We start from the raw sequence: 16,123 nt of genomic DNA, 5'->3' as shown, positions 1-16,123 counted from the left end.
CTACGAGTTGATCTGCGCCGTCAGGATCGCGTTGTACGGCGCGACCCTGCCGTAGACACCCGGGTAGTTCGGGAGCGCGCAGCCCCGACCCCAGGAGACGACGCCGATCAGCTTGCCACCAGCCACCAGCGGGCCACCGGAGTCGCCCTGGCAGCTGTCCTTGCCACCGGCCGCGATGCCAGCGCACACCATGGAGGTGTTGCTGTACTGCGGGTAGGCCGTCTTGCAGGTGGCGTCGGAGGTCACCGGCACGTCGACCTTCAGCAGATACCGCGAGGCCGCGCCACCCGAGCTGGTCGTACCCCAGCCCAGGACGGTGGCGTTGGTTCCCGCCGCGTAGAGAGCCGTGTCACTGGGTGCGGCCAGCGGCAGCGTCGCGGAGTTCACCCTGGTCGCCAGGGTCAGCACCGCGACGTCAAAACCGGAGGTCGCCGTCGTGTAGCTCGGGTGCACCCATACCTTGGACACGTTGGTGACAGTGCCCGCCGTGCTCTGCTTGTCCTCACGGCCGGACACCACGCGGACCGCGTTGGCCGCGGTGCCCTTCACACAGTGCGCCGCGGTGAGCACCTTGGTCGGCGCGACCAGGGTGCCGCCGCAGAACTGGAAACCCGAGGCGTTGGTCAGGAAGACCGTCCACGGGTGCTGGGAGATGCTGGCTCGGGTGCCACCGACGATCATCGACTGAGCATCGTCACTTCCGCCGGCGGGCGTGGCCGCCGACATCGGTACGAAAGAAAGCCCGATCGCCGAGACAGCCAGTGCCGTTCCAGCGAACCTAACCAGGCGACGCAGGGTTCCCGCCATGGTCGTGCTCCTTTGTTCGTGCCCTCTACGAGCCCCCGGGCCCTCACCCGGGGTGAACACAATGCAAGCGCTCAGTGACGGAGCCGCACAACGGCCGTTAGATGTAGGCTGAACAGCCCAGCATCTGGAGAATCTCCCATGCAACCGACTTGAGTCGGGAAATTCAACTGCAAATAGTCATATATGCAGAAGAAATTGCATCGACGCACCGGGGATCGAAACGACATTCGGCCCGTCGTGCCCACAAGGGGCGCGACGGGCCGAAGCCGGTTGGGAGAGATCAGGACTTGATCTGCTCCTGGAGCACGTCGTGGTAAGCCGCGACCCGGGCGTAGACACCGGGCTTCTTCGGAGCGGCGCAACCCTCGCCCCAGGACACGACACCGATCAGCTTGCCGCCGCCGACCATCGGGCCGCCGGAGTCACCCTGGCAGCTGTCCTTGCCACCCTCGGGAAGACCCGCGCACACCATGGAGGTGTTGCTGTACTGGGAGTACGCCGCCTTGCAGGTGGCGTCGGAGGTCACAGGGACGTCGACCTTGAGCAGGTACCGCGAGGCCGAGCCGCCGGAGCTGGTGGTGCCCCAGCCCAGGACCGTGGAGTTCGCGCCCTCCTTGTAGAGGTCCGCGTCGGCCGAGGACGCCAGCGGCAGCGGCTTCTGGGTCAGGTTCGAGCTCAGGGTGAGCACGGAGACGTCGAAGCCGGCGGTCGCCGTCGTGTACTGCGGGTGGATCCAGACCTTGGACACCGCCGCGGTGGTGCCGTCGCTGGCCTGCTTGTCCTCGCGACCCGCGACCACCTTGACGCTCTCGGCGGTCTTGCCCTTGGTGCAGTGGGCCGCGGTGACGACCTTGTTCGGCGCGACCAGGGTGCCGCCGCAGAACTGGAAGCCGGAGGTGTTGGTCAGGAAGACCGTGTACGGGTGGTCGGCGATCTTCGCCCGCTCGCCACCGACGATCTTGGTCTCGCTGTCCGGAGGGGTTGCCGCACTGGCCACGGAGAGTGAGGAGATCCCACAGGTGGCCACCGCGAGCGCGACCCCGACGGTTTTGGCCAGACGGTGCAGGGTTGCCGCCATCTTTGCCTCCCAATCGCGCATCTCAGCAGGATGTGTAACCCCGGATGGGTGACCACCGGGGACTACTGAGAGCAAACGCTTGGTGAGATCACGACACAACGGCTGTTCGAATTAATCTATTCGGCGTAGCCCTTTAGACCACTCATCGCCGACTCGTTGGGCCATTAGTGATCATGAATCACAGCTGGGGCCGAAGCATCTCCAGATAGCTCGTCAGCCGCACGTACACCCCCGGCTTGCCCGCGCGGGCGCAGCCGTCGCCCCAGGAGGTCACGCCGATGACCACCCCGCGCGCGACGAGCGGCCCACCCGAGTCGCCCTGGCAGCTGTCGATCTTGCCGTTGTCGTAGCCCGCGCAGAACATCTTCGCCCCGTCGAAGGAGCGGTAGGAGCGCGAGCAGGTCGCGTTGTCCATCACCGGAACGGTCGCCGACATCAGGTAGCGCGAGGTGGAGCCGGTCTCGCTGGTGGCGCCCCACCCCGCGACGACGGCCTCCGTGCCAGAGGCGTAGCGCGCCTGCTCCCCGGGGGAGACCAGGGTGGCGTACTGCGCGGAGATCGGTCGCTCCAGGGTGAGAACGCCGAGGTCATCGCCCTCGAAGACGCTGCGGTAGGAGGGGTGCTTCCAGGACTTCGCCGCCCGGACGACCTGCCCGGCGCCGCTCTCGGTGTCCTCGCGGCCGGAGACCACGCTAATGCTCGACGCGGAGCGCTGGTCCACGCAGTGCGCGGCGGTGAGCACCTTGGTCGGGCTCACCAGCGCACCGCCGCAGTACATCGTGCCCAGCCGGTCGACGAGGTAGACCAGCCACGGGAACTGGGACACCTCGGCACGGCGCCCGCCGACGACGAACGGCTCCGCGCGCACCTCCTCGACGGGCTCGTCAGCGGAGGCGACGCTCACCGCGGCGGGCACGAGGGCCGCCAGCGCGGCGACGGCGAGGGCGAGGGCGAACACGCGCCTGCGGGATCGGGTCGCTGCGGGCGGGGTCGACATGCGCGGACTCCTTGTCCATCTCCGGCGATCTCAAACCACCGGATTCACCAAACGGGGCCACTCGACTACTCGGCGTACAAGACACTGATCTAAATAGACGAGCCCGAACGAGGGGGAGGCGGGGTGCCTCCGACCCCGTTTCGGCCATTCGTGCCAAGCTGGCGGGGTGGCCGTTTTTTCACAGCGCACGCTGAAATTTCTCTGTGGAATGGCCCTTCTCACGGGTTGCGCCGCGCCGTCGGTGACCCCGGTGAGCACGCCGCCCAGCACCGCCGTCACCCCGTCCACCAGCGACCTCGCCCCGACCACCGCGTCATCGCTGCCGCAGCCGGACCCCCGCGGGCAGGAGTGGCCGCTCGGCTCGCGCCCGCTGCCCCTGCGCCCGGACGGCTTCGGGCAGGTGCTGCCAACGCCACCGGAGCTCGTGGAGCGAGCCCTGCCGACCACGGACGTGCTCCCCCCACCCACAGGTGACCGCTTCGCCTCGACCGTGAGCGACGTGCCACCCGCCGTGCTCGCCCGCAGCACCTGGCAGCCGGGCTGTCCGGTGCGCAAGGAGGACCTGCGCTACCTGACGCTGTCGTTCTGGGGCTTCGACGGCCGCCAGCACACCGGCGAGATGCTGGTGAACGCGAGCGCGGCGGAGGCGGTGGTCACCGTGTTCGGGCGGCTGTGGGCGGCGCGTTTCCCCTTGGAGGAGATGCGGGTGAGCTCGCGCGCCGAGCTCGGCCACGCGCCGACCGGCGACGGCAACAACACCTCCGCCTTCGTCTGCCGCCCCGCGCGCGGCCAGACCTCGTGGTCGGCGCACGCCTACGGGATCGCCGTGGACGTGAACCCGTTCTGCAACCCGTACCTGCGCGGCGACCTCGTGCTGCCGGAGCTGGCCAGCGCCTACGTGAACCGCTCCCGCCGGGTGCCGGGCATGATCGTCCCGGGCGGCGTGGTGACACAGGCGTTCGCATCGGTGGGCTGGACCTGGGGAGGTGCCTGGCGAAGCCCGAAGGATCTCATGCACTTCTCCGCCAACGGTCACTAGCGTCGTTGGCATGAGGGGAACTCTTCGACGTCTGGGTTCAGTCGCCGTGCTCGGCACCGCGTTGGTCACGGGGCTCACCCCGGCCGCCCAGGCCGCACCGGCGCTCAGTCCCGTTGCGCTGCAAGACAGCCTGAACAAGCTCCACGAGGCGGGCATGCCCGCGGTATATGCCGAGGTGCGGGACGGAACCCGCTCCTGGCGCGGCGCCGCCGGAGTGGCCGATGTGGACACCAAGCAGCCGGCGAAGCCGGACTTCCGGCACCGCATCGGCAGTGTCACCAAGGCGATGGTCTCCACGGCCGTGCTCCAGCAGGTCGCCAGGAAGAAGGTCGCGCTCGACGCGCCGATCGGCGACTACCTGCCGACCGACGTGCCGGGAAAGCTCGGCCGCGAGGTCACGGTCCGCATGCTGCTCAACCACACCAGCGGCATCGCGGACCACATCAGCACGATCTTCAAGAAGAACGAGGACCTGGAGGCCAACAGGTTCCGCACATTCGACGTGGCCACCATGATCCGCGACGCCCTCGCGCTGCCGCCGACCGGCGCGCCGGGTGAACGCTTCAGCTACTCCAACACCAACTACCTGCTCGCGGGCCGCCTGCTCACCAAGGTCACCGGCCGGGACTTCCGCGAGTACGTGACCCGCGAGGTGCTGGTCCCCGCGGGCATGAAGCACACGTACTTCCCTGGTGCCGATCCGACCATCCGCGGCCCGCACGCCAAGGCCTACGAGGAGCTGTACGGGGCCTTCGTGCCGCCCAAGGACTTCAGCGTCTACAAGATGACGTGGGCGGACGCGGCAGGAGAGATCGTGGCGCCGGTGGCGGACGTGAACAGCTTCTACCGCGCGCTGCTCGGTGGCCGGCTGTTGCCCGCGGCACAGCTCGCGGAGATGAAGCGCACCGTGCCGATGCTCGGGCCGGGCGGCGTCAAGATCGGCGAGTACGGCCTCGGCGTGACCGCCTACGACCTCCCGTGCGGCCGGTTCTGGGGCCACGACGGCGCGGTGTGGGGCATGGGCACCTTCACGGCGTCAACAGTGGACGGTAAGCGCCAGCTCGCCGTGGGCACCAACCTGATGAAGTACCAGCGGATCGCACCGGACGGCTCGCTCCAGCCGCACCCGAAGATCGACCCGGCCTTCCTCAAGGTGATCCAGACCGCCACCTGCGGCACGGGCGCCACCACCGCCACCGCGGCGGCGGGTTTCCCCAACCTCCGCCTCAACGGCTGACAGCGAAGGGGCGCCCCGGAAGTCCGGGGCGCCCCTTCCGCGTTCGCACTGCCATGCGTCCCGCGGGACCACTTCTTCCTCGGCGCTACTTCTTGTCGGCGCTGCCATCGCCGTTGCCCGACGGCGGACGGTCGTCCGGGCCGCCGGTGAACTTCTTCCAGACCTTGCCCGCGGTGCTGGACAGGGTCTCGCCCACCTCGTTGAGCACCTTGGCCAGCGGGTCGGCCGAGCTGGCGATCGCGTCCTTGTAGGACTTCGCCGCCGACTTGATGTCGTCGCGCCAGTTGGTGACGCCGTCGGCCTCGCGGCTGGGGTACTCCCCGGCCAGGATCGCCCGGTACTCGTCGCTGGCCGCCCACTTCTGGAGGTCGGCGGCGCGCACCACCGGCAGCGGGTCCAGGCGGTTGCTCAGGTGCAGCAGCTTGAGCACGCTGTCGCGGACGTCCGGAACGGCGTCGTAGTCCTTGGCCTGCTGGAGGTAGGCCTCGGTGTCGATCTCGCCGACGTCGATGCCGCCGGAGAGCTTGATGTGCGCGCGCAGCGCAACGGCCGGGTCCTGCACGCAGAGCAGGCCCGCGCGATCGGCGGAGAGCTGGGCGCGGCGGTACCAGTCCTGGAGCGCGATGATGATCGCCCGCATGCCCCAGTAGCCGACCGGCATCCACGCGATGCCGGTGACCATGGAGATCAGGCGGCGCAGCACCGTGTAGTAGACGGCGTGCCCGGACAGGGCGTGGCCCATCTCGTGGCCGATGACGAAGCGCAGCTCGTCCTCGTCGAGCAGCTCGATGAGCCCGGTGGTGATCACGATGAACGGCGCGTCCATGCCGATCGTCATCGCGTTGGGGTGCGGGTCCCTCGCGACGAAGACCTCGGGCACCGGGTTGATGTCGAGCACCGCGGCGCACTCCAGCCGGAGGCGGTGCACCGTGGGGTACTGGGTCTCGGTGACCTTGATCGAGGAGGCGAGCGCGAGCAGGCGCTCACTGCGCTCCCCGATGGCCCCGGAGATGGCCTTCAGCACCGCGGGGAAGCCGGGAACGGCGCGCGCGGTGGCGAGCGCGCCCCGGTCCGCGGGGTGCTCGTACGCGCGCGGGCTGATGTTCGGGAACCGAACCCGGCCGGTCGCGGCAGGCGGTTGAGGCGGTTGATTCACAGGAACTCCCCGATCCTTCTTGTGTGCGACCGAGGCTAGTCCGATCGGGGGGCCGACGAGATCGGTGAGAACCCTGATTCCGCCCCCGAGTACGCCCCCACCAGCCCGGAGGCGTCGGCCTCACCCCCTGTGCGGAGGCCGACCACCCCCGGCCCCCGCGCCGGTGGCCGGTGTTGACGCCCACATCAGCGCGTGGATAGCGTCACCAGTGAATGTTGACCGGATTTCGTTTCTAGTCAAGCAGTCATCACAGGCAGGCGAGCATGGCGGAGCGCGGTGCCAGGGCCGAGCGGATCCTGGACGCGGCGGCCGAGCTGCTGCTGCGCTGGGGCTACCGCAGGACGACCATCGACGACGTCGCGAAACAGGCCGGGATCGGCAAGGGCACCGTCTACCTGCACTGGCGCACCCGTGAGGAGCTGTTCCAGGCGGTGCTGGTCCGCGAGTCCGCCCGATACCTCGGAGTCCTGCTCGACGAGATCGGCGTGGACCCCGCGAACGTGCTGCCGAACCGGATGGTGCGCATCGGCTACCTCACGGTGATGCGCAACCCGTTGATGCGGGCGATGCTCGTCGGCGACGAGGAGCTGCTCGGCTCGCTGGTCAGCCGCGACGGCAGCACGGTCCCGACGGCCGTCCGGATGCTGGAGCGCGAGGGTTACGACTCCGCGATCGCGAACGGACGCCTGCTTCGGGGTGATCTCAGCCCGGAACTGGAGATCCAGGGCCTCACATGCACGATCATGGGGTTCTACCTGATCGACACGGCGCTTCCCGGCGGGTCCGGCATGGGGCTGGAGACGACCGCCGACGTGCTCGCGCACATCGTGCGCAACGCGTTCGAGACCAGGGACGTGCCGTCGGAGGAGGAGCTGGCCAGGATCGCCCAGGACGTGACCACCTTCTACGAGCGGACCCGCGCGCGCTGCCTGAGCTTCGTGCGCGAGGGACAGGTCGACGGGGTGGCCAGGGCCTGAAGTAAACCGAAGGAGTGAGGTTCGTGGTGGAAGCGCTGGGGGCGCGACCCGAGACGGCGGACCGGGCTCGGCTGCGTGAGATGCGCGGGTGCGAGCCGGTCTCGCGGGACAACGACTCCGGGACGTGGATGGTCTACCGCTACGACGACGCGGCGCGGGTGCTGACCGACCACGCCGCGTTCACCTCGGAGTACGCCGAGGCGAGCGCGCTGGTCACCCGGCTGCTCGCGGGCACCGACACCGAGCGGGTGGCCGTCGACCCGGCCATGCACCGCGAGCTGCGCCGCCTGGTCAACCGGAGGTTCACCGCGGGCGCCATCGCCGCGCTGGGCTCCAGGGTGCTGACGCTGACCAACGAGCTGCTGGACCGCGTCGCCGGTGACGCGCGGATCGACCTCGCGACCGACCTGGCCTTCCCGTTGCCGGTGCGGGTGATCGCCGAGCTGCTCGGGGTGCCGCGGGAGGACATGGGCTCGGTGCTGTCGTGGGTGGACGTGCTCTGCGGCACCACCCCGCCCGGCCCCCCGCTGGTCCCGTCCCCGCGCCGCGTCACCGCCTGCGACGCGCGCGCGGAGCTGCTGGCCTACCTGCGCGAGCACGTCACCAGGGCGAGGCGGGCCGCGGACCCGAGCGCCGACATGACCGGCGAGCTCCTCCACGCCGAGGTGGACGGGCGGCTGCTGGACGACGACCGCGTGGTGGCGCTGCTCGGTCTGCTGCTGCTCTCCGGGCACCTCACCACCACGAGCCTGCTGGCCTCGGTGGTGCTCTGCCTCGACGAGCACCCCGCGGTCAGCGACGAGGTGCGGGCCTTCCCCGAGCTGCTCACGCCGGTGATCGAGGAGGTGCTGCGGTACCGCACGCCGGTCGGCCGGGTGACCCGCCGCGCCAAGCTGGACGTCGAGCTCGGCGGGCAGCGGATCCTGGCCGGGGACCAGGTCACGGTCGTCATGGACTCGGTGAACCAGGACGAGCGCAGGTTCACCGCGCCGGAGCGCTTCGACATCCACCGCAGGACGACCTCACGGCTGTCCACCGGCTACGGGCTGCCGTTCGGCCCGGGCTCCCCCGTCGCCCGGTTGCAGACCCGGATGGCGCTGGAGCTGTTGCTGTGGCGCTACTGCGAGATCTCCGTCGAGCGCGCCGAGCTGCGCACGCACCGCATCGGATGGATCACGGTTCCGACGTCGATGCCACTACGAGTTCGCTCGGCGAGCGCTGTCCACAACGCCGAGGTGCCCCCACTGGACGCGAAGGGTCCACACTTGTCGCGTGGACGTCGACATTCTCGGTGAGCCCTATCGGGTTCGGACGCTGCCCCTCTCCCCCACCCAGGACGGCGACGACGTCGTCGCCACGTTGGTGCACCGACCGGCGGAGGAGGCCGCCAGGGGCGCGGTCCTCTACGTCCACGGCTGGTGCGACTACTTCTTCCAGGACCACGTCGCCCGGCACTTCGCCGACCAGGGCTACGACTTCTACGCACTCGACCTGCGCAGGTACGGGCGTTCGATCCGGCCCGGCCAGCTGCCGACCTTCACCACCGACCTCACCGAGTACTTCGAGGAGATCGACGCCGCGGTCGCGGTGATCCGCAACGAGCACGGGCACAGACGGGTGGTGCTGCTCGCGCACTCCACCGGTGGGCTGATCGCGCCGCTGTGGGCGCACGAGCACCGGGCCGCCGACCTCGTCGACGCGGTGGTGCTCAACAGCCCGTGGCTCGACCTCGCCGAACCGTGGCTGACGCGCACCGTCGGCACCGCGGTGAACAACGTGGTGGGCAGGTTCGCCCCCAAGCTGGTCGTGAAGCCGGGCCTGCCGCCGACGTACGGCCACAGCCTCAGCTCCGAGCACCACGGCGAGTGGACCTACGACAACGCGTGGAAGCCCTCGGAGCACTTCCCCGTGCGGGCGGGGTGGCTGCGCGCGATCCGCCTCGGCCACGCCCAGGTGCACCGCGGGCTGGACATCAGGGTTCCCGTGCTGGTCGAGCACTCCACGCGCAGCCTGCTGCACCGCGCGAAGTGGGAACCCGCCGTGATGACGGCGGACACGGTGCTGGACGTGGAGCAGATCGCGCGGTGGGCGCCGAAGCTCGGCAGGAACGTCACGACCGTGCCGATCGCCGACGGAATGCACGACCTGTTCCTGTCGGCGGAGCCGGTGCGCGACAAGGCGCTCGCCGAGATCGACTCCTGGCTGGCCGAGCGGCTGGCACCCTGAGCCGGGCCGCGCGGGAACCGGGGATGAATTCGGGGCGGACCCGGACGCGGGCAATGCGGAAAAGGGCAATCCTGATGTGAAGAGGCAACACAACGCCGCTTCACGCGATCAGGAGGTAACGTCGAATGTCCACTCCCTACCGGACCCACCGGCTCACACGTTCCCGCGACAGCGTGTTCTTCGGTGTCGCGGGCGGCATCGCGGAGCGCTTCGGCTGGCGCCCGGGCACCGTCCGTATCGCGTTCGTCGCGTCCTGCGTGCTCCCCGGCCCGCAGTTCCTGTTGTACCTGGCCCTGGCGCTGCTGATGCCGAAGCCGGGGCACTGAGACACGGCAGAGGGCTCGACGCGAGAACAATTTATGCGCCATTTCGGACATTCATCGCAATCCCGCCGAACTTACGTTTCGTTTCCGGGATGCGGGATTATTCTGTCTCCCTCGAATCGAGGCGGCAGGAGTCCGACATGGCTGGAGTATTGGTGCGACGGGCAGCCTCCTACGGAATCGACGCGCCCTACGTCCCCGCGGGATTCGGAGTCGGCGCGCTCAGCTGCCTCATCGCCACGACCCTCACCGACGGCCCGCTGCCGGTGGTGCTGGCCGCGGCGCTGGTGCTGTGCGCCGTGATCTACCTGCACGCCACGCTGCGCGGCAAGTTCGCGACCTGGGAGCAGGTCCTGGACGAGCTGCGGCTGCGCGGGGACGAGCAGCTGCTCGACCTCGGCTGCGGCCGGGGCGCCGTGCTGCTCGCGGCGGCCAAGCGGCTCTCCCGCGGTGGGCACGCCGTCGGGATCGACCTGTGGCGCAGCGTCGACCAGTCCGGCAACGACATCGAGACCACGCGCGAGAACGCGGCGGCGGAGGGCGTGCTCGACCGCGTCCAGCTGCGCACCGGCGACATGACCGGGCTGCCGTTCCTCGACGACTCCTTCGACCTGGTGCTGAGCAGCCTGGCCATCCACGACATCCCCGACGCCGACGGCCGCGCGCTGGCGATCCGCGAGGCGGTGCGGGTGCTGCGCCCCGGCGGCCGGGTGGCGCTCGCCGACATCAGGTTCGGCCGCCAGTACGCCGCGGCCCTCACCGAACTGGGTATGACCGACGTGCGCAGGCACCGCCTCGGCTGGCGGATGTGGTGGAGCGGGCCGTGGACGGCCACCACCCTCGTGACCGCGCGAAAGCCCTGAGAAACTCTCGATCAGGTGATAACGGGACGATCACGAGAGATCCCCACTGCGCCTGATTCAGGTCATACGAAACGGTGGCGCAGCGGTAGCTCTCAGTTCGCACATTCCGGGAAATGGGTGAAATAGTTACTTGGGGATGCCCATTCCCGGAATCGGGTGTTGCACTGGTGACGGGCAGCCCGTCACCACAAATTCGCCTGAGTCGAGGGGAAGCAACATCCAATGCGAACCATCACGAAGCGCGTACTGACCCTGGCCGCGACCGCGGCCGTCTCCGCCGGCCTGATGCTCGGTGGCCTACCGGCCTCCGCGGCACCGGCGAGCGCACCCAACTCCCCCTCGACGTTCTCGACGGCCGACGAGGACCAGCAGGGCGAGGGTGAGGTCGAGTCGGTGGCCGAGGGCTACGCGAGCATCAAGCTCAAGACCGGGGTGAAAGTCCGGGTCAGGCTGGCGGCCTGCATCGTCATCGGCGGCCCCCTGATCGAGGGCGTCAAGGTCCGGCTCGGCGTGAACCTGCTGGGCATCAGGATCCTCGTGGTGCTGTAGCCACCCGCGAACCCGCGAAGGGGCGGCCGGTTCTCCGGCCGCCCCTTCGTCATGTCCGGCTCCGGTCGTAGCGCCGTCGTGCTTCCACCGTGTCCGCGTTGAGACCACCGCCGTACTCAGTGAACGCGAAAACTTTTCTAACGATTTGCACGGTTCCCACCCGGAGCGGACAAAGGTAATCCTGACGGGTAAGTTCGCGTCACGCTCCGAAATCCCCTTCGGGCGATCCGGCTGGATCGAGTGAATAAACTCGGCCCCACTTCCCATCTGTCGGGGAAAGAGTTGACTGAAGGTCAGTCAGGCATTTTCCCGAGGGGAGCCACCAATGCGTACGTTCACCCAGCGCGCCCTTGGCGTCGTCGCCACCACCGCCGCCTGCACCGGCCTGCTGATGGCCGTGGCGCCCGCCGCCTCCGCGACACCGGGCCACGGCACGACGGTCGCCGCGACGGTGCGGGCCGCAGCCAACGTCGAGGGCACCGTCACCGCGTACGCGGGCGGCTACGTGACGATCAAGCCCAACGTCGGCGCCGCGGTCAAGGTGCGGGTCGCGGGCTGCATCGTGATCGGCAAGATCCGGGTCGGCGTGCACGTGCGGCTGAGCGTGAACCTGCTCGGCATCCGGGTCCTGGTCGTGCTCTAGCTCCGCCCGGTCCCGTTGGCCGGGTGAGCGCCAGGCACTCTCCCGACGGGCGGCCGGTGTTGCCGGTCGCCCGTCTCACCCGTCCGGGTACCGCCCGGGAAATGGCGATCTTGCTGAGACGACAGCCGCGATACTGGCGGTGGGTGCAGGGCGTCGAGGGGATGGTTGTTGAGCGGCACGACGCTGTCGGCCGTGGTGGCGGTGATCGGGGGATTCGGGCTCGCGGCCGTTCTGGTCGTGCCCTACATCGCCTGGAGCTACCACCGGCGGGGCGAGCTCGGCCTTGGCCACGCGGTGCTCGGCTTGGGCTTCCTGGTCTATTCCTTCGCCCTGGTGACCTACACGCTGCTGCCATTACCCGAGGTGGACGCGGCGTTCTGCGTCAAGCACGCGGCGGTCACCAAACCGGTGCTGGAGCCGCTGCGCTTCATCGACGACATGCGCAAGTACGACACTTCCGGCATCCGTGCGACCCTGCGCAACCCGGCGCTGCGCCAGGTGCTGTTCAACGTGGCACTGTTCGTGCCGTTGGGAATGTTCCTCCGCCACCTGTTCCGGTGCGGTGTCGCGCTGACCCTGCTCACCGGTTTCCTGATCTCCCTCACGGTGGAGAGCACCCAGCTCACCGGGGTGTGGTTCCTCTTCCAGTGCCCGTACCGCCTCTTCGACACCGGGGACCTGCTGTCCAACACCCTCGGCGCGGGCATCGGCTTCCTGCTCGCCCCTGTGCTGAACCTGGTTCCCGGCCAGCGGGTGCGGGTCCCGGTCGGTGTGCCGCGCCCGGTGACGAGGCGGCGTCGGCTGCTCGGCATCGCCTTGGACCTGCTCGCGGTGTGGCTCACCGGGAGCGCCCTGCTGTTCGGCGCGAAACTGGCGAACTGGGCGATCCACGGCGAAGTACCCCGCAGCGGTGTGTGGAACCCGCTGCTGACCTCCGTACTGGCCTACTGGCTCCCCGCAGTGCTGCTGTTGCTGGTGATGCCGTTGCTGGGCAACGGAGGCACGGTCGGCCAACGGATCGTGTTGCTGCGCCCGGCGGGCCCCGGTGGAACCGTCCCCCGGTGGCCCCGCGTCCTCGCTCGTTTCCTGTCCGGGTCCGGCGGGTACTACGTGCTCGTCGGCACGGACCCCAACGCGGCGTTGTTGTTGCTGTGCGCCAGTTCCCTGTTCCTCGTGCACACCACCGGGGGCAGGGGGCTGAGCGGAGTGCTCGCCGGGCTGACCGTGATCGACTCCCGGGTCGACCGGTACGGCACTAGGGTTGCCGGCAACCGCAAGTACCGGTTCGAACACCTTCCCGCGGAGGAACACCGATGAGCCTCGATCGTCCCATCGCCCCGGACCCGTACGCGTTGCTGCCCGAGGTCGCGGCGTTCACGGTCACCTCGGACGACATCTCGGACGGTCAGCCGTTGCCTGCCAAGCACGTGTTCAACGGCATGGGCGCCACCGGCGACAACCTCTCCCCCGCGCTGTCCTGGTCGGGTTTCCCCGCGGAGACGAAGAGCTTCGTCGTCACCTGCTTCGACCCGGACGCCCCCACGCCCTCCGGCTTCTGGCACTGGGTGCTGGTGGACATCCCCGCCACGGTGACCTCGTTGCCCACCGGCGCGGGCTCCGGCACCGATCTGCCGGCGGGCGCCTTCCACACGCCGACGGACTTCGGCTCCGCGGAGTACGGCGGCGCTGCCCCGCCGCAGGGCGACCGCGCGCACCGCTACTACTTCGTGGTGCACGCAGTGGACGTGGAATCGCTCGGCGTGGACAAGAACGCCACAGCCGCGGTCGTGAGCTTCAACCTCGCCTTCCACACCCTGGCGCGGGCGATCATCACCCCCACCTACGCCCACTGAGCGTTCCGTCGTGAGCCCGGTGCGGGCACCGCACCGGGTGCTCAGGCGGAGAGGAAGTCCTCCAGGAGGACCGGGGTCATTCCGTCCTCCTTGGCCTTGTTGAGGAAGGCGGTGTAGTCCTCGACGAAGGTCTTGCGGAAGTGCATGAGCACGATGTCGCCGGGCTTGAGCTTCGTGCCCGCCTGGAACTGCACCGCGCCGTCGTTGACGGTCTCCGTCCACAGCACGACCGCCTTGATGCCGCAGTCCGCCGCCGCTCTGCGCGTGGTGTCGTCGTAGTTGCCGTAAGGCGGGCGGAACAGGTACGGGCGCTTGCCGTACTCGCGCTGGTAAGCGTCGGAGGTTGCGCAGATCTCCTTGTGCTGCACCTCGTACGGCTTGCCGCGCAGGTTCGGGTGGGAAAGCGTGTGGTTCTCGATCGTCGCCCCCACCTGGTCGCGGAGGTCTTTGAAGTAGCCGCGGTGGCCTTCGACGTACCTGTCGGTGAGGAACATCGTCGGGCGGGTCTTGCTGCGGCGCATGAGGTCGGCCGCCGCCGGGTGCGGGACCTGGCCGTCGTCGATGGTGATGAAGACGTAGGGCTTGTCGGTGTGGATGCGCCGGACGACCGGGACGAGCCCGTTCTCCAGCGGCGGGACCTTCGCCTGGGGCGTGCCCAGCGCGTAGGGCGGTTCGAAGGACGGGACCGGCGGAGCGGGCGGGACCGGCGGGGCGGCGGGCGGAGACGCGGAGGGCGGGGCGGGTGGCGCGTCCTGACCGCAGGCGGATATCAGCCCCAGCGCCAGAACGCTCGCCACCACCAGCATTCGACGGGAAGAGAGGAGCCGCATGTGTCCGTTGTACTCGGCGAACGCGCCCCGAAGCCGAGGGCGCGCGGAGCCGTGACCAGGGCCACGAACCTTCCGGACACTTCGGACGGACGTGCCACGGGTACGGTCGGGCTCGACGGAGATCGAAGGGACGCGGCGTGCGGCATTTTGACCTGGTGATCATCGGGACCGGCTCGGGGAACTCGATCCTCGACGAGCGGTTCGACGACTGGAACGTGGCCATCGTCGAGAAGGGCGTGTTCGGCGGAACCTGCCTGAACGTGGGCTGCATCCCGACGAAGATGTTCGTGCACACCGCGAACGTGGCCAGTGCGCCCGCGGCGGGCACGAAGCTGGGCGTGGACGCAGAGCTGCACGGCGTGCGGTGGACCGAGATCCGAGACCGCGTGTTCGGCCGGATCGACCCGATCGCCGAGGGCGGCAAGCGCTACCGGGCCGAGGACTGCCCGAACGTCACCGTCTTCACCGGGCAGGCGAGGTTCGTCGGCCCGAAGCAGCTGGACACGGGCACCGGCGAGGTGATCACCGCCGACCGGTTCGTGATCGCCGCGGGCGGCCGCCCGGTCACCCCGGACGTGCCCGGCATCGTCGAGACCGGCTTCCACACCAACGAGACGGTCATGCGGCTGGACGAGCTGCCCAAGCGGATGATCGTGCTCGGCAGCGGGTTCGTCGCGACCGAGTTCGCGCACGTGTTCTCCTCCTTCGGCGTGGACGTCACGCTGGTCGCCCGCTCCGGCGTGCTGCTGCGCTCGGAGGACGAGGAGGTCGCCGCGCGCTTCACCGAGCTCGCCGCGCAGCGGTGGGACGTCCGCCTGAACCGCGAGACCGTGCGCGCGGAGCGGGTCGACGGCGTGGTCCGGCTGCACCTCGAAGGCCCGGACGGCGCCGAGGTGATCGAGGCCGATGAGCTGCTCGTCGCGGTCGGCCGCACGCCGAACTCCGACATCCTCGACGTGGCGGCGACCGGTGTCACGACGCATCCCGACGGCCGCGTCGTCGTCGACGAGTTCCAGCGCACCGTCGTGGACGGGATCTGGGCGCTCGGCGACATCTCGTCGCCGTTCCAGCTCAAGCACGTCGCCAACCACGAGTCGCGCGTGGTGCAGCACAACCTGCTCAACCCGGAGAAGCCGCTCGCGTCGGACCACCGGTTCGTGCCGCACGCGGTGTTCTCCTCGCCGACGATCGCCTCGGTCGGGCTGACCGAGCAGGAGGCGCGCGCGGCCGGAGTGCCCTACGTGAGCGCGGTGCAGGAGTACGCGGGCATCGCCTACGGCTGGGCGATGGAGGACACAACGAGCTTCTGCAAGCTGCTCGCCGACCCGAACACCGGCAAGCTGCTCGGCGCGCACATCATCGGGCCGGAGGCGGGAACGCTGATCCAGCCGCTGATCCAGGCCATGCACTTCGGGCTGACCGCGCGCACCATGGCCACCGGGCAGTACTGGATCCACCCGGCGATGCCGGAGCTGGTCGAGAACGCGCTGCTGAAGCTGCCGACCAAGGACTGACCCGCACGCCCCCTGCCCACGGTCGGCCGGA

17 protein-coding genes are annotated in these 16,123 nt (G+C 69.4%); 12 read left to right on the top strand and 5 right to left on the bottom strand.

The window, feature by feature from the left end; translation table 11 throughout:
- From ACFFQA_RS29810 to ACFFQA_RS29800, 3 genes are all read right to left on the bottom strand, one after another.
- On the bottom strand, window positions 1-681 hold the full coding sequence (locus tag ACFFQA_RS29810) for a serine protease (protein ID WP_377859534.1): 681 nt from the start codon (window positions 679-681) through the stop codon (window positions 1-3).
- A 406-nt stretch (window positions 682-1,087) separates the two neighbouring features.
- Window positions 1,088-1,885: a S1 family peptidase gene (locus ACFFQA_RS29805; protein ID WP_377859531.1), complete on the bottom strand. Its 798-nt coding sequence runs from the start codon at window positions 1,883-1,885 to the stop codon at window positions 1,088-1,090.
- Between the two features lie 178 nt (window positions 1,886-2,063).
- Window positions 2,064-2,882, bottom strand: coding sequence for a serine protease (locus tag ACFFQA_RS29800; RefSeq protein ID WP_377859528.1), 819 nt, complete (start codon window positions 2,880-2,882; stop codon window positions 2,064-2,066).
- 250 nt (window positions 2,883-3,132) lie between these two features.
- Between ACFFQA_RS29800 and ACFFQA_RS29795 the strand changes: the two genes are divergently transcribed.
- Together ACFFQA_RS29795 and ACFFQA_RS29790 are read left to right on the top strand one after the other, a co-directional pair.
- Window positions 3,133-3,921, top strand: coding sequence for a M15 family metallopeptidase (locus ACFFQA_RS29795; RefSeq protein ID WP_377859525.1), 789 nt, complete (start codon window positions 3,133-3,135; stop codon window positions 3,919-3,921).
- Window positions 3,922-3,931: 10 nt separating this feature from the next.
- Window positions 3,932-5,158, top strand: a complete 1,227-nt coding sequence (locus ACFFQA_RS29790) for a serine hydrolase domain-containing protein (RefSeq protein ID WP_377859522.1) — start codon at window positions 3,932-3,934, stop codon at window positions 5,156-5,158.
- A gap of 85 nt (window positions 5,159-5,243) precedes the next feature.
- Here ACFFQA_RS29790 and ACFFQA_RS29785 read toward each other — a convergent pair whose 3' ends face one another.
- Window positions 5,244-6,314, bottom strand: a complete 1,071-nt coding sequence (locus tag ACFFQA_RS29785; protein WP_377859519.1) for a M48 family metallopeptidase — start codon at window positions 6,312-6,314, stop codon at window positions 5,244-5,246.
- A 263-nt stretch (window positions 6,315-6,577) separates the two neighbouring features.
- Here ACFFQA_RS29785 and ACFFQA_RS29780 point away from each other — a divergent pair, with 263 nt between their 5' ends.
- The 9 genes from ACFFQA_RS29780 to ACFFQA_RS29740 all read left to right on the top strand — a co-directional run bounded on the left by ACFFQA_RS29780 (window position 6,578) and on the right by ACFFQA_RS29740 (window position 13,748).
- Window positions 6,578-7,291 carry a TetR/AcrR family transcriptional regulator gene (locus ACFFQA_RS29780; RefSeq protein WP_377859516.1) on the top strand — a complete coding sequence of 238 codons (714 nt, stop codon included), beginning with the start codon at window positions 6,578-6,580 and terminating at the stop codon, window positions 7,289-7,291.
- 23 nt (window positions 7,292-7,314) lie between these two features.
- Complete coding sequence (locus ACFFQA_RS29775; RefSeq protein WP_377859513.1) at window positions 7,315-8,586, top strand: cytochrome P450; 1,272 nt, start codon at window positions 7,315-7,317, stop codon at window positions 8,584-8,586.
- On the top strand, window positions 8,564-9,517 hold the full coding sequence (locus tag ACFFQA_RS29770) for an alpha/beta hydrolase (RefSeq protein ID WP_377859511.1): 954 nt from the start codon (window positions 8,564-8,566) through the stop codon (window positions 9,515-9,517). Before ACFFQA_RS29775 ends, ACFFQA_RS29770 begins: the two co-directional genes overlap by 23 nt.
- A gap of 125 nt (window positions 9,518-9,642) precedes the next feature.
- Window positions 9,643-9,843, top strand: coding sequence for a PspC domain-containing protein (locus tag ACFFQA_RS29765; protein ID WP_377859508.1), 201 nt, complete (start codon window positions 9,643-9,645; stop codon window positions 9,841-9,843).
- Between the two features lie 137 nt (window positions 9,844-9,980).
- On the top strand, window positions 9,981-10,703 hold the full coding sequence (locus tag ACFFQA_RS29760) for a class I SAM-dependent methyltransferase (RefSeq protein ID WP_377859506.1): 723 nt from the start codon (window positions 9,981-9,983) through the stop codon (window positions 10,701-10,703).
- 222 nt (window positions 10,704-10,925) lie between these two features.
- Window positions 10,926-11,252, top strand: a complete 327-nt coding sequence (locus tag ACFFQA_RS29755; protein WP_377859502.1) for a hypothetical protein — start codon at window positions 10,926-10,928, stop codon at window positions 11,250-11,252.
- Window positions 11,253-11,577: 325 nt separating this feature from the next.
- Window positions 11,578-11,895 (top strand): hypothetical protein, encoded by a 318-nt coding sequence (locus ACFFQA_RS29750; protein WP_377859500.1) that lies wholly within the window; start codon window positions 11,578-11,580, stop codon window positions 11,893-11,895.
- Between the two features lie 168 nt (window positions 11,896-12,063).
- Window positions 12,064-13,212: a VanZ family protein gene (locus ACFFQA_RS29745; RefSeq protein WP_377859497.1), complete on the top strand. Its 1,149-nt coding sequence runs from the start codon at window positions 12,064-12,066 to the stop codon at window positions 13,210-13,212.
- Window positions 13,209-13,748, top strand: coding sequence for a YbhB/YbcL family Raf kinase inhibitor-like protein (locus ACFFQA_RS29740; protein ID WP_377859495.1), 540 nt, complete (start codon window positions 13,209-13,211; stop codon window positions 13,746-13,748). Before ACFFQA_RS29745 ends, ACFFQA_RS29740 begins: the two co-directional genes overlap by 4 nt.
- Window positions 13,749-13,789: 41 nt before the next feature.
- On the opposite strand, the gene ACFFQA_RS29735 is transcribed toward ACFFQA_RS29740, so the two are convergent.
- Complete coding sequence (locus ACFFQA_RS29735; RefSeq protein ID WP_377859492.1) at window positions 13,790-14,578, bottom strand: polysaccharide deacetylase family protein; 789 nt, start codon at window positions 14,576-14,578, stop codon at window positions 13,790-13,792.
- A gap of 137 nt (window positions 14,579-14,715) precedes the next feature.
- On the opposite strand from ACFFQA_RS29735, the gene ACFFQA_RS29730 reads away from it, so the two are divergent.
- Window positions 14,716-16,092, top strand: a complete 1,377-nt coding sequence (locus tag ACFFQA_RS29730) for a mycothione reductase (RefSeq protein ID WP_377859489.1) — start codon at window positions 14,716-14,718, stop codon at window positions 16,090-16,092.
- The last annotated feature ends 31 nt before the right edge of the window (window positions 16,093-16,123 follow it).

Origin of the sequence: Allokutzneria oryzae (assembly GCF_042429765.1) — a bacterium.
In the GTDB taxonomy this organism is placed as follows: Bacteria; Actinomycetota; Actinomycetes; order Mycobacteriales; family Pseudonocardiaceae; genus Allokutzneria; species Allokutzneria oryzae.
The sequence above is the reverse complement of the archived record's forward strand: the minus strand, read 5'-3'. Positions and strand labels throughout refer to the sequence as shown.

Bases quoted from the DNA above. Each gene is read 5' to 3' on its own strand.
- ACFFQA_RS29750 (WP_377859500.1), top strand. From the start codon at position 11,578: ATGCGTACGTTCACCCAGCGCGCCCTTGGCGTCGTCGCCACCACCGCC.
- ACFFQA_RS29810 (WP_377859534.1), bottom strand. From the start codon at position 681: ATGATCGTCGGTGGCACCCGAGCCAGCATCTCCCAGCACCCGTGGACG.
- ACFFQA_RS29740 (WP_377859495.1), top strand. From the start codon at position 13,209: ATGAGCCTCGATCGTCCCATCGCCCCGGACCCGTACGCGTTGCTGCCC.
- ACFFQA_RS29735 (WP_377859492.1), bottom strand. From the start codon at position 14,578: ATGCGGCTCCTCTCTTCCCGTCGAATGCTGGTGGTGGCGAGCGTTCTG.
- ACFFQA_RS29760 (WP_377859506.1), top strand. From the start codon at position 9,981: ATGGCTGGAGTATTGGTGCGACGGGCAGCCTCCTACGGAATCGACGCG.
- ACFFQA_RS29780 (WP_377859516.1), top strand. From the start codon at position 6,578: ATGGCGGAGCGCGGTGCCAGGGCCGAGCGGATCCTGGACGCGGCGGCC.
- ACFFQA_RS29800 (WP_377859528.1), bottom strand. From the start codon at position 2,882: ATGTCGACCCCGCCCGCAGCGACCCGATCCCGCAGGCGCGTGTTCGCC.
- ACFFQA_RS29805 (WP_377859531.1), bottom strand. From the start codon at position 1,885: ATGGCGGCAACCCTGCACCGTCTGGCCAAAACCGTCGGGGTCGCGCTC.
- ACFFQA_RS29765 (WP_377859508.1), top strand. From the start codon at position 9,643: ATGTCCACTCCCTACCGGACCCACCGGCTCACACGTTCCCGCGACAGC.
- ACFFQA_RS29755 (WP_377859502.1), top strand. From the start codon at position 10,926: ATGCGAACCATCACGAAGCGCGTACTGACCCTGGCCGCGACCGCGGCC.
- ACFFQA_RS29790 (WP_377859522.1), top strand. From the start codon at position 3,932: ATGAGGGGAACTCTTCGACGTCTGGGTTCAGTCGCCGTGCTCGGCACC.